This window comes from Silicimonas algicola, assembly GCF_003970735.1.
GTDB classification, from domain to species: domain Bacteria; phylum Pseudomonadota; class Alphaproteobacteria; order Rhodobacterales; family Rhodobacteraceae; genus Silicimonas; species Silicimonas algicola.
On record NZ_CP034588.1, the window covers coordinates 3387227 to 3399193 of the forward strand.

Below are 11967 nucleotides of genomic sequence, written 5' to 3' on the forward strand. Positions count from 1 at the left end.
GGACTGTCATTCCGCGCGGGCTCGTCTTATCTTGAAGCCCTGTGTCACGATCGAACCTTAGTCTGCTGGGTCTCTGGGATGTCTAACGCCAAGCTGCCAACCTTCATCGCCGTCGGCGCGTTCGCGGTGCTTGCCGGATGCTCTGCGCCGAGCGAGTCGGGAGGCGTCAACGATCCGTACGAAAGCGTGAACCGCGCCACGCACGCCGCCAACAAAGGCGCGGACCGCATCTTCTTCCGTCCTGCGGGCAAAGCTTATGGCACCGCCGTTCCGGCACCCGTCCGGGCAAGCCTGTCGAACGCCGCCTCGAACCTCGACGGTCCCCGGACGGTGGCGAACGACATCCTCCAGGGCAACATCGAGGATGCGGGCCACAACCTGTCGCGCTTCCTCGTCAACTCGACCCTGGGCGTCTTTGGGCTCTTCGATCCCGCAGGGTCCAGTTTCGGTCTCGAGGCGCGGCCGACAGGGTTCGCCGACACGATGGCCGTCTGGGGCGTCCGCGAGGGCGCCTATCTGGAACTGCCGCTCTTCGGGCCTTCGACCGAACGCGACGCCTTCGGCAAGGTGGTCGACGTGCTGACGAACCCGATCAACTCATGGGAAGACGGGACCGAAATCGCCGCAGCGACCGCGCTGCCCTCGGTGCTGGATTCACGCTATACCTATGGGGAGTCGCTCGACAGCATTCTCTATGACAGCGCTGACAGCTATGCTCAGCTTCGTCTCTACTACCTCGAAAGCCGACGGTTCCGGCTGACCGGGCAGGGTTCCGCCGAGAACGCCTATGATCCCTATGAGAACCTGTATGAAGACGTATATGAGGGCATTTATGAGTGACACCCACATCTCCCGCCGCACCGTCCTTGCCGGTGGCGCCGCCCTGTTTCTGCTGGCCGTCCTGCCCCGACAGGTCTTCGCGCTGACCGAGGGTCAGGCGCGCTCGCTCATCGATCAGGCCGTGGCCGAGATAAACGCCGTCATCAACTCGGGTCGCTCGGAAGGCGCGATGTACGGCGAGTTCGAGAAGATATTCCGCCGCTACGCGGACGTGCCGACCATCGCGCGCACCGCTCTCGGGCCGCCGGCGCGCTCTGCCTCGGCCGGCCAGATGCAGGCCTTTACCGGAGCCTTCGCGGGCTACATGGCGCGGAAGTACGGCAAGCGCTTCCGCGACTTCGTCGGCACCCAGATCCAGGTGACCGGCGCGCGTACCGTGAAGAGCTTCCAGGAGGTTCAGGCCGTGGCGAAGATGAAGGGCCAGGCGCCCTTCGCGATCAGCTTCATGGTCTCCGACCGTTCAGGGTCGGACAAGTTCTTCGACCTGCTGATCGAGGGCATCAGCCTTCTCAAGTCGGAGCGGGCCGAGATCGGCGCGATGCTCGACCGCCGCGGCGGCAACATCGACGCCCTGATCCAGGACGTCCAGCGCGCAGGCTAGGATCTGCCTCCCCGGCGCGCCCGGACATGGGCGCGCCACAGCGTGAAGATGCCAGCAGCCACGATGATTGCGGTTCCGACCGCGACGTTGGTGCGAAGTGTCTCGCCAAACAGCAGGATCCCGATCGTCGAGGCGAAGACGAGTTGGAAGTACGCGAAGGGCTGCACCGCGCTCGCCTCGGCCACCTCGTAGGTCTTGATGAGAAGCCAGTGTCCCGTCGCCCCGGTGACGCAGAGCGCCGATATCCATAGCCAGTCCGTCCCCTGCATCGGCGTCCAGGCCGGCAGACCGATGACCGTCATCGCCACCGCGCCCGTCGTGCCGGTCCAGAAAAAGCTCGTCGCCGCGCTGTCGCGGCGCGCGGCGTATCGCGTCAGAAGTCCGTAGAGCGCGAACATGAGCGCCGAAACGAAGGGCACCACGGCTGCCGGCTTGAAGACGCCCGACCCGGGGTCGAGGATGATGACCATGCCCGCGAAGCCGACCAGGATGGCGAGCCACCGCCGCCATCCGGCGACCTCGCCCAGGACCGGACCCGCCAGCGCCGTGATGAGAAGCGGATAGGTCGCGAAGATCGCGTGACTTTCCACGAGGCCCACAAGGGTAAAACCGTAAACGGCGACGCAGATCTCCAGTGCGAGGAGGACGCCCCGGAAGCCCTGAAGCCAGGGCTGCGAGGTCGCCGCAGCGGCTCGCACGCCTCCGGCTTTCCTGGTCGAGATCAGGATGACAAAGGCCGCGAAGAACCAGTAGCGGATCATCACGACCATCAGCGTGTTATAGCTCTCCGCGAGATGACGCGAGATGCCGTCCTGCGCCGAGAAGACGAGCGTCGTCAGGATCATCAGGACGATCCCGCGTCGGTTCGATTGCTCGATCACGCCAGGCGCGCCGCGGTCATGTGCCGCTTGCGGCCGTAACCGTCGCGCCTCTCGACGACGAAGCCCGCCTCGGCCAAAGCGCGCCGCACCGCGCCCGCGGCGGTGTAGGTTGCGGCGGTCCCGCCCGGCGCAGTGTGGCGGGCCACCTCCGCCAACAGGGATGGTGCCCACAACTCGGGGTTCCGCGCCGGGGCGAAACCGTCGAGGAACCAGGCGTCCGCCGCGCCGTCCCACAGGGGCAGCGTCTCGCGCGCGTCGCCGATGACGAGCGTCAGATCCAGGAAGGGCAGCGCGATCCGGGTCTCGCCCCGCTCTCGCGCCTCGACCAGCGGGCGGGACAGATCGGCGAGGTCGGGGAACACAGCCAGCGCGCGCGCCATGTCGGCGGCGGTCAGCGGAAATCGCTCGAAGCTCGTGAAGGACAGGCGCCCCACCTGCCCCGACTCCGCCCAGGCACGCGCAGCCACCAGCGCATTCAGGCCCGTACCGAAACCCAGCTCGGCGATGCGGAATCCAGGCCGGAAGCCATCTGGCAGGCCGTTTCCCGCAAGGAAAACGTAGCGCGTCTCGGCCAAGCCGTCGTCGAGCGAGAAATAGGGATCGTCGAACGCCGTAGCGACGGGAACGTCGCCTCGCCAGAGGATGTGGGGATGCTGGTCGTCGGCCACGCTCTGCCCTATCAAGGCGACGGTTCGGGCGCGACACTGGCAAGGAGGGGGTGCTTTGGCAATGGTCGATCTGACGGTCCGGGGCGCCGGGATCTTCGGCCTGTCGGTGGCCTGGGAAGCGGAATCGCGCGGCGCACACGTGCGGGTCGTGGACCCCGCCGGTCCGGGAGCCGGAGCCTCGGGAGGCATCGTCGGCGCGCTGCAGCCTCACACGCCGGATTCCTGGAATGAAAAGAAGGACTTTCAGCTCGAAAGCCTGATGCTCCAGGCGCCTTTTTGGGAGGCGGTGGAAGCAGTCTCGGGCATCTCTGCGGGATATGGGCGTCTTGGTCGGCTGCAACCGCTTCATTCCGACCGCGACGTCGTCCTCGCCCGCACCCGCGCCGAGGCCGCCATGCGGAACTGGAGGGGGTGGGCAAACTGGGATGTGATCGACGAGGCCGAGGTGGGCCAGTGGCGCCCTGCCTCGCCCACAGGTCTTTACATCCGCGACGACCTGTCCGCCCGCGTTCACCCGCGACGCGCCATCGAGAGCCTAACGGCGGCGCTTCGGTCGCGCGGGGTCGAGATCATGGCGGACGCCGACGACAGCACGCCCACGGTCTGGGCCACAGGATGGCGCGGCCTTGTCGAGATGGACGCCGGCACGGGCGTCAAGGGCCAGGCGGCGCTGCTGCGCCATGACGCGCGCGGGCATCCGCAGATCTTCGCCTCGTCCCTTCACATCGTGCCCCACGCCGACGGGACGGTCGCCGTCGGCTCGACCTCGGAACGCGAGTTCGACGATCCCGCTTCGACCGACGAAGCGCTGGACGACGTCATCCGTCGCGCGGGCGAGGTGCTGCCGATCCTGAAAGGCGCCGAGGTGATCCAGAGATGGGCCGGCGTGCGCCCCCGCGCCGCAAGCCGCGCGCCCTTGCTCGGCCCTATCCCGGCGCGGCCCGGGCATTTCGTGGCGAACGGCGGCTTCAAGATCGGCTTCGGCGTGGCGCCTCTCGTGGCGCGGGTCATCTGCGACCTGGTCCTCGACGGACGAGACCGGATCCCGGACGCCTTCCGGGCCTGAACGCTACTGCGCCTCGGCGGTCATGCAGAGACGCCGGCGCGGACCTTCGACCCAATAGCGCCCGCCACTCCGGCAAAGCCAGGCCACGTCGCCCAGGATCAGGGGCGAGGTCGCGCGGAACGAGAACCTCTTGAGCCGTCCGATTGTATCGGCGGCGAAATTGGCCAACGCAGTCGCCATCAGGGGACCGTGGACGACGAGGCCGGAATAGCCCTCCTCCCGGCAATACTCGGCGTCGTAGTGGATGCGGTGTGCGTTGAACGTCAGCGCCGAATAGCGGAACAGCGTGATCTCGGACAGCTTGAGCGCGCGCCGCTCCTCGACGTCCTGCGTCTCTACCGGCGGCTCTCGCGTCAACTCGCCAGGCTCGCGATAGACGATGTCCTGCTCTTCGGTGAGGACGGGCATGTTGCTCTGCCGGATGTCGTGCCGAAGTGTCACGAAAGCCAGCTTTCCAGACCGGCCCTCCTTCTTCTGCACGGTCGTCAGACGCGAGATCCGCTCCGCCGCGACACCCGCGCGGAAGGGACGATGAAACGTCAGCCGCCCTCCAGCCCACATCCGAATCGGCAGACCAAGGTCCGGGATCAGGCCGCCCAGATGCGCGTGCCCGTCACGTCCAAGACCGGTTTCGGGCACGGCGTGCCAGAAGAAGGCGAGATGCGACAAGGGCGGCATCTCGGTCCCCACCTCCGCGCGCCCCTCGAGACCGAGTGTGGCGAGAAGGGCGGTGGCCCTGGCCGGGTCGATCCGGTCGGCTGTGGTTTCGGTCTGGCCGTTCATGGACGAGGGGATAGCGCCTTGCGCGTGGCCCGGCAACTAACGGTCGTTCAGCCCCTTGCCCGCGAGGATGCGGTCGCGCGCCTTCTCGATACGGGCGGAGCGGGTGGCGGATTGTTTCGCGCCGTTCAGGTGCAGGATCCAGCTTCGGCGCCGGCCGGGCGTCAGCGCCTCGAACGCCTCCCTCAAGGGCTCATCGGCGTCGAGGGCGTCGATGAGTTCGGCGGGCGGGTCGAGGTCGTCTTTCGGCAGATCGACCATGGCGCCTTCCGACTCCAGTCGGATCGCTTCGTCGATGAGGGCGCGCAAGGCAGGCGCCGCCGTTTCTATGTCTTCGACGGAGGTGAATCGCGCGACCCGCGCGCTGCGGCTGTTGTCTCCAGGCGGGACGAGGATACCTTCGGGGTCCGTCAGGAGAACGCCCTTGAAGAAGGACAGCACGCAGTCCGCCCTGAATGCCCCCACGAGGGCCAGGTTCGCGCCCTCCCACATGTAGACCGGCTGCCGCCACTTGAAGGCCTCGTCGAGAGGGCTGGCGAGAAGGATGGCCCTCAGTGCCCGCATTTCGTCCGCCCAGGCCCCGGCTCGATCGTAGAAGACACCGGCGCGTCTGTCCGCATCGCCCATTGGTTCATCCTCCCGTCAGCCAATATCTTGTGGATAACCGCAGACCAACACACCGTCCTTGGGGTTCCGCGTTGACTCGCACGGCCCTCCGCCGGACACTCCCGCACCGGAATCACTCCACGGATCGCACTTGCGCTTCAACCGCATCAGATTGAACGGCTTCAAGAGCTTCGTCGACCCCACAGACCTTGTCATCGCCGAAGGGCTGACGGGCGTCGTGGGTCCGAATGGCTGTGGCAAGTCGAACCTTCTCGAAGCGTTGAGGTGGGTGATGGGCGAGAACCGGCCCACGGCGATGCGCGGCGGCGGGATGGAGGACGTGATCTTCGCCGGCGCGTCGACCCGGCCCGCCCGCAACTTCGCCGAGGTGTCGCTGCACCTCGACAACTCGGACAGGCTGGCGCCGGCGGGCTTCAACGACCTCGACACGCTCGACATCGTGCGGCGCATCACGCGCGACGCCGGAAGCGCTTACAAGGTCAACTCGAAGGACGCCCGCGCCCGGGACGTGCAGATGCTTTTCGCCGATGCCTCGACGGGCGCGCATTCGCCCGCGCTGGTGCGGCAGGGGCAGATATCGGAACTCATCAACGCCAAGCCGCAGAACCGTCGGCGCGTGCTGGAAGAGGCGGCCGGGATATCGGGGCTCTACCAGCGTCGGCACGAAGCCGAACTGAAGCTGCGGGGGGCCGAGACCAACCTGTCCCGCGTCGACGATGTGATCGAGCAGTTGGCGCAGCAGCTCGCGTCGCTTGCGCGGCAGGCGAAGCAGGCGCGCCGCTACCGCGAGATCGCCGAGGAACTCCGCCATGCCGAGGGCCTTCTCCTCTACCTCCGCTGGCGCGAGGCCGAGAGCGGGCGGACCGCGGCCGAGGCCGACCTCGCCGAGCGAACCCGCGCTGCGGCCGAGGCCGAGCGGATCGCGCGCGGCGCGACGGGCGAACGCGCCAGGACCGAGGAAGCCTTGCCCGCGCTGCGGGAGGAGGAGGCCATCGCCGCCGCCGTTCTTGCCCGTCTCCAGCTTCGCGCGACACAACTCGACGAGGAAGAGGCCCGTGCGGCACGGACCATCGAGACGCTCGATGCGCGCATCGCCCAGCTTTCGCGTGACGCCGACCGCGAGCGCGAACTGAACGCCGACGCGGGACGCACGATAGAGGCGCTGACCTCCGAGGCGACAAGGCTCGAAACCGACGGCGATGGCCACGACGCCGCACTCGTGGCCGCGAATGCGGACGCTCACGAGGCGGCGAAGATCCTTCAGGACCGCGAGAACGCGCTCTCGCAACTGACCGAGGACGTGGCGCGCCTGGCCGCCCGGCACCAGTCGGCGGAGAGGCTTCTCTCCGACTCCCGCACCACTCTCGCGCGGTCCGAAGAGGCCGAGGCGAAAGCTCGCGGCGAAGCCCGGACCGCGACAGACGACCTCGCAAGGGCCGCCCAGGCCTTCGCGGCGGCCCAGACGGCGCTGACGACGGCGGGCACTGCCGCCACGGCCGCCGAAACAGCGCTCGCCGAGGCCGACGATGCCCGCGAGGCGGCCCAGGGCAAGGAGGCCGAGGCCCGCGCCAGCCGGTCCTCGGCGGAAGGTGAATCCAAGGCGCTTCAGGCCGAAGTCGCCGCGCTCGCGCGCCTGGTCGACCGGGACACGGCCGAGGGCGGTCAGGTCATGGACCTGCTCTCGGTGAAGTCGGGCTACGAAAAGGCGATCGGCGCCGCGCTGGCCGACGACCTGCGCGCGCCGGTCATCGAGGGCGACGCCGCCTCAGGGTGGGCAGAGCTTCCGAAATACGGTGCAGTGCAGGACCTGCCAACGGGCGTCGCGGCGCTGTCGAACTACGTCAGCGTGCCGCCCGTCCTGTCGCGGCGTCTGTCTCAGGTGGGTCTCGTCGGGCGCAAGGACGGGGCAAGGCTTCAGGCCGACCTGCTGCCCGGTCAGCGCCTCGTCAGCGCCGAGGGCGATCTCTGGAGGTGGGACGGATTTCGTGCCGGCGCAGGCGACGCGCCTTCGGCCGCCGCGTTGCGCCTCGAGCAACTCAACCGTCTTCAGGAGTTGAAGCAGGACCTCGAGGAAGCGAAGGCCCGGGCCGAGGGCGCCTCCCGCGCGCACGAGCACCTGAAAGCACGGATGGAGACCTTGTCCGCCCGCGTCGCCGAGACCCGAGACGCCCGACGCGCGGCCGACCATGCGCTGACCGAAGCAAGTCGCGCCCTCTCCCGCTCCGAAGCCGACCGCAACATCGCCGAGGGCCGCCGGGAGTCCGCGGAGATGGCCGCGCGGCGCCATGCGGACGAGGCGACGGCCGCGCGGTCGGCCCTGACACAGGCCGAGCGCGCCTTTGCCGATCTCGACGACCTGGCAGCCCTTCGGGCGACCGCGGAAGACGTCAAGATGACCGTGGAAGCCGCGCGGATGACCATGATCGCCAGACGGTCCGCGCATGACGAGCTGAAGCGCGAGGGCGAGGCGCGCGCGAAGCGGCTGGCCGACATCGGGCGCGAACGTACCACATGGGAAAAGCGTCTCGAGAGCGCCGGCGGACGAATCGCCGAACTGGCCGAACGCCAGGCGCAGTCCGAGGCGGACCTGGCCGAGGCGAAGGACCTCCCGGCCCGCATCGCCGCCGACCGCGACGCCTTGTCCAGCGAACTCGACATTGCGGAAGCTCGGCGCGCAAAGGCCGCCGACGCGCTTGCGCTGGCCGAGACAGCCGAGCGCGACGCCAAGGTCGCCGAACGCGACGCCGAGCGACGCGCGTCCGAAGCCCGCGAGCATCGCGCTGCAGCCGAGGCCCGCGCCGAAGCGGCCCGCGCCACCGTCGCAGCGGCCGCCGAGCGCATCGCCGAGGAACAGGACACCACACCGCAGAAGCTGCTCGAGACGCTCGATGCTGACCCCGGCTCGATGCCTTCGGCCGAGAAGATCGATACCGAGGTTCTTCGCCTGCGCCGGAACCGTGACGCGCTTGGGGCCGTGAACCTCCGCGCCGAGGAAGACGCCAAGGCCGTCGAGGAAGAGCACAACACGCTCGTCACCGAGAAGACCGACCTCGAGGATGCGATCCGCACGCTTCGGAACGGCATCAACAGCCTGAACAAGGAGGGCCGCGAGCGCCTGCTGACGGCGTTCGAGCAGGTGAACTCGAACTTCTCGCTCCTTTTCACCCACCTCTTCGGAGGCGGCGAGGCGAAGCTCGTGCTGGTCGAATCGGACGATCCGCTGGAAGCCGGTCTCGAGATCATGTGCCAGCCGCCCGGCAAGAAGCTGGCGACCCTCTCGCTGCTTTCGGGCGGCGAGCAGACCCTGACGGCGCTGGCGTTGATCTTCGGCGTCTTCCTCGCGAACCCGGCCCCCATCTGCGTTCTCGACGAGGTCGACGCGCCACTCGACGACGCCAACGTCACACGCTTCTGCGACCTGCTGGACGAGATGTGCCGCCGCACCGAAACGCGTTTCCTCATCATCACCCACCATGCGGTGACGATGGCGAGAATGGATCGCCTTTTCGGGGTCACGATGGCAGAGCAGGGCGTGAGCCAACTCGTCTCGGTCGACCTCCGCAAGGCCGAGGCGCTGGTCGCGTGATCCTCTCGTCGCCTCGCGCCTGATGGAGGCGCTTCCCGCACTCTGGATCCTTGCTGCGACGCTGCTGGTCGCCGGCTTCGTCAAGGGAACCGCGGGCGTCGGCCTGCCGATGATGACGCTCGGCATCCTGACGTTCTTCACCGATCCGCGCACAGCTTTCGCCGTCACGCTGATCCCGATCTTCGTCGCGAACACGCTCCAGCTCTATCGGGTCGGTGGGGTCCGTGACGCGATCCCGCGCTACCTGCCCTACATCCTGTGCATGTTCGTCATGGTTCCGCTGACGCTCGCGCTCACGGCGAACACGTCCGAGCGCGTTCTTCTGGGCGTCCTCGGCGCGGTGATCTTGCTTTACGTCATCCTCAATGCGACGAAGTGGGCGCCTGAAATCCCCGACGGCTGGGACCCGGCCGCGCAGGTGCTTTTCGGGACGTCCTCGGGCATCCTGGGGGGCCTGGCGGGGATCTGGCTTCCGCCGATGCTGATCTATCTGGGCGCGCGCCGCGTCGACAAGGAGGAGTTCGTGCGCGCCACGGGCGTCCTGCTTTTCACCGGCTCGATCCCCCTCTTCTTCGGATACATCCGCGAGGGCTTTCTGACCGGACCCCTGGCGCTGCTCTCGGTCGGCCTGCTGATACCCACGACCGTCGGGCTGCTGGTGGGGGAACGCATACGCCGCCGGCTGTCCGAGGACACCTTTCGCCAACTCATCATGGTGCTTTTCGCCTTGATCGCATTGAACATGCTGCGCCGCGCGGCCTTCGGCTGACGCGCTCTCAGATTGCCGCGCTGTAGGTCTGCGCCCCGGCCGCCGTCCGCCCGAGCCGTGCCGCGAAGATGCGGACAAGGGGGTGCGCCCACGGACGGATCGTCAGTCGTCTGCCGTCGAAGTCGACCGCGTCGCCGGCGCTCTCGGCGAGGTCGCGCAGCCAGTCGGCGGCTTCCGGAACGGGGTCGGGAAGCCGGTCGAGCGAAACGGCGTGATAGCACATCAACGCTTCGATGATATCGCCCTTCGCCCGGTCGGCTTGCGTAAGCCTGACACCGCGCGCCGACGACGAGCGCCCGGCAGCGATCTCGGACTGGTACTGCGCGGTCGCACTGTGGTTCTGGACATAGCCTTCCGGGAATCGCGAGATCGCCGAGGCCCCGAGCCCGATCAGCCGATCCACGCGATCGTCGGTATAGCCCTGGAACGACCGAGCCAGCCGCCCCTCGTCCCGCGCCACGGCAAGGCTATCGCCGGGACGCGCGAAGTGGTCGATGCCGATCTCGGCGAACCCCTCGAGAAGAAGCCTCGCCCGCGCGTCCCGGAAGAGGTCGAACCGTGCCTCGGGCCCCGGAAGCGCGTCCGAGGGGATGACCTGCTGACGCTTCGACATCCAGGGCACATGCGCGTAGCCGTAAAGCGCAAGGCGCGTCGGATTCAGCGCGACGACATCGTCGAGCGTCCGCGACAGGCTTTCGCGCGTCTGGAACGGCAAGCCGTAGAGCAGGTCGATGTTCAGCGCCGTGACGCCGAGGTCGGCGAGCATCTGCGCCGTGGCGCGCGTGTCGTCGACGGACTGCAACCGCCCGATCGCCTGCTGCACCTTCGGGTCGAAATCCTGCACGCCGAGGCTCGCGCGGTTCAGACCGTGCGCGGCGAGAACGGCGAGGCGCTCTGCGTCGATCTCGGTCGGATCGATCTCGACCGAGACCTCGTCGAGGTCCGCCGAGCCGAAACGGACGGCGAGCCCCGTCAGCAGCATGTCCATCAGTGCCGCTGGAAGAATCGTCGGTGTACCGCCGCCCAGGTGCAGCCGCCGGGTACGGATCCTGGCCGGAAGGATGGCGCGAACCGCCTCGGCCTCGTCCAGGAGGGATGCGACATAACGCGCGAGCGGTGCGTCGGTTTTCGTCCCCTGAGTCCGGCAGGCGCAGAACCAGCAAAGCCTGCGGCAGAAGGGAATATGCGCATATAGCGATATGTCGGATCCGTCGGGTGTATCGGACAGCCAGCGAGTCCGATCCGCGCCCCCTACCTCGGGTGAAAAACGGTTCGCCGGAGGATAGCTTGTGAAACGCGGCACTTTGGCGTCAAATAGACCGTGCCGGCGAAGCAGATCGCGATGTGTCATGTGCCATCCATGCCGGCAGGGGACGCTCCTGACATTGACGCAAGTCAAAGGGCCCAAAAATGAAAAGGGAAGAATTCTCGGTCGACTGCTCGGCCTGTCCGATCCGGCACAAGGCCGTCTGCTCGCGGTGTGAACCCGACGAGCTCGATGAACTGGAGCGGATCAAGTTCTACAAGTTCTATCCGGCTGGCCAGACCGTCGCTATCCGCGGCGAGCCCCTCGAGACCGTAGCCTCGGTCGTGGGCGGCGTGGCGACACTCACACGGTCGATGGAGGACGGCAGGACTCAACTCGTCGGCCTCCTGCTGCCGTCCGACTTCATCGGGCGTCCGGGGCGGACAGCGATCGAATACGATGTGACGGCAGTGACCGACCTGACGCTCTGCTGCTTCAACCGGAAGCCTTTCGAGGATCTTCTCGTGCGCTTCCCGCATGTCCGCGAGCGGCTTCTGGAAATGGCGCTCGACGAGCTCGACGCGGCGCGGGACTGGATGCTGCTTCTCGGCCGAAAGACGGCCCGCGAGCGGATCGCGAGCCTGATCGCCCTGATCGTCAAGCGCTCGACGCGGCCGGACGGAAGCGTAATGGGCACCGGCACCCGCATCGAACTGCCGATCACGCGCGAGACGATGGCGAATTATCTCGGCCTGACCATCGAGACGGTCAGCCGGCAGCTCACCAAGCTGCGCGCCGACGGAATCATCGAGCTGGATGGCAAGCGGGGCATCATCATTCCCGACCTGGGCGGCCTGCTGGCCGAGACCGGCGACGACGACGATGGCGGCATGATCTTCTGAT

General features: G+C 67.7%; 11 protein-coding genes. 6 read left to right on the forward strand and 5 right to left on the reverse strand.

The window, feature by feature from the left end; genetic code table 11:
• Nucleotides 1–78 precede the first annotated feature (78 nt).
• Nucleotides 79–840, forward strand: coding sequence for an MlaA family lipoprotein (locus tag EF888_RS16595; RefSeq protein ID WP_109759758.1), 762 nt, complete (start codon nucleotides 79–81; stop codon nucleotides 838–840).
• Nucleotides 833–1441, forward strand: coding sequence for an MlaC/ttg2D family ABC transporter substrate-binding protein (locus EF888_RS16600; RefSeq protein ID WP_241239705.1), 609 nt, complete (start codon nucleotides 833–835; stop codon nucleotides 1439–1441). The genes EF888_RS16595 and EF888_RS16600 overlap by 8 nt, the downstream gene beginning before the upstream one ends.
• Here the strand turns inward: EF888_RS16600 and EF888_RS16605 are convergent.
• A complete protein-coding gene (locus EF888_RS16605; protein ID WP_241239706.1) occupies nucleotides 1438–2322 on the reverse strand; it encodes a DMT family transporter in 885 nt (294 codons plus the stop codon). The two genes, EF888_RS16600 and EF888_RS16605, sit on opposite strands and share 4 nt — an antisense overlap.
• The gene (gene mnmC2, locus EF888_RS16610; RefSeq protein WP_146203001.1) at nucleotides 2319–2990 is read right to left on the reverse strand and encodes a tRNA (5-methylaminomethyl-2-thiouridine)(34)-methyltransferase MnmC2; all 672 of its coding nucleotides are present in this window, start codon (nucleotides 2988–2990) and stop codon (nucleotides 2319–2321) included. Before mnmC2 ends, EF888_RS16605 begins: the two co-directional genes overlap by 4 nt.
• A gap of 55 nt (nucleotides 2991–3045) precedes the next feature.
• Between mnmC2 and EF888_RS16615 the strand changes: the two genes are divergently transcribed.
• Entirely contained in the window at nucleotides 3046–4056 is a 1011-nt protein-coding gene (locus EF888_RS16615) for an NAD(P)/FAD-dependent oxidoreductase (RefSeq protein ID WP_241239707.1), read from the forward strand.
• A gap of 3 nt (nucleotides 4057–4059) precedes the next feature.
• Here EF888_RS16615 and EF888_RS16620 read toward each other — a convergent pair whose 3' ends face one another.
• Both EF888_RS16620 and EF888_RS16625 read right to left on the reverse strand, forming a co-directional pair.
• The gene (locus tag EF888_RS16620) at nucleotides 4060–4839 is read right to left on the reverse strand and encodes an HTD2 family dehydratase (RefSeq protein ID WP_109759754.1); all 780 of its coding nucleotides are present in this window, start codon (nucleotides 4837–4839) and stop codon (nucleotides 4060–4062) included.
• A gap of 36 nt (nucleotides 4840–4875) precedes the next feature.
• The gene (locus EF888_RS16625) at nucleotides 4876–5463 is read right to left on the reverse strand and encodes a YdeI/OmpD-associated family protein (protein WP_109759753.1); all 588 of its coding nucleotides are present in this window, start codon (nucleotides 5461–5463) and stop codon (nucleotides 4876–4878) included.
• 130 nt (nucleotides 5464–5593) lie between these two features.
• Here EF888_RS16625 and smc point away from each other — a divergent pair, with 130 nt between their 5' ends.
• Both smc and EF888_RS16635 read left to right on the forward strand, forming a co-directional pair.
• Nucleotides 5594–9049 (forward strand): chromosome segregation protein SMC, encoded by a 3456-nt coding sequence (gene smc / locus EF888_RS16630; protein ID WP_109759752.1) that lies wholly within the window; start codon nucleotides 5594–5596, stop codon nucleotides 9047–9049.
• A 22-nt stretch (nucleotides 9050–9071) separates the two neighbouring features.
• Entirely contained in the window at nucleotides 9072–9818 is a 747-nt protein-coding gene (locus EF888_RS16635; RefSeq protein ID WP_109759751.1) for a sulfite exporter TauE/SafE family protein, read from the forward strand.
• 7 nt (nucleotides 9819–9825) lie between these two features.
• Here EF888_RS16635 and hemN read toward each other — a convergent pair whose 3' ends face one another.
• Nucleotides 9826–11169: an oxygen-independent coproporphyrinogen III oxidase gene (gene hemN, locus EF888_RS16640; protein WP_109759750.1), complete on the reverse strand. Its 1344-nt coding sequence runs from the start codon at nucleotides 11167–11169 to the stop codon at nucleotides 9826–9828.
• Nucleotides 11170–11228: 59 nt separating this feature from the next.
• Here hemN and fnrL point away from each other — a divergent pair, with 59 nt between their 5' ends.
• Complete coding sequence (gene fnrL / locus EF888_RS16645) at nucleotides 11229–11966, forward strand: transcriptional regulator FnrL (RefSeq protein ID WP_109759749.1); 738 nt, start codon at nucleotides 11229–11231, stop codon at nucleotides 11964–11966.
• The last annotated feature ends 1 nt before the right edge of the window (nucleotide 11967 follow it).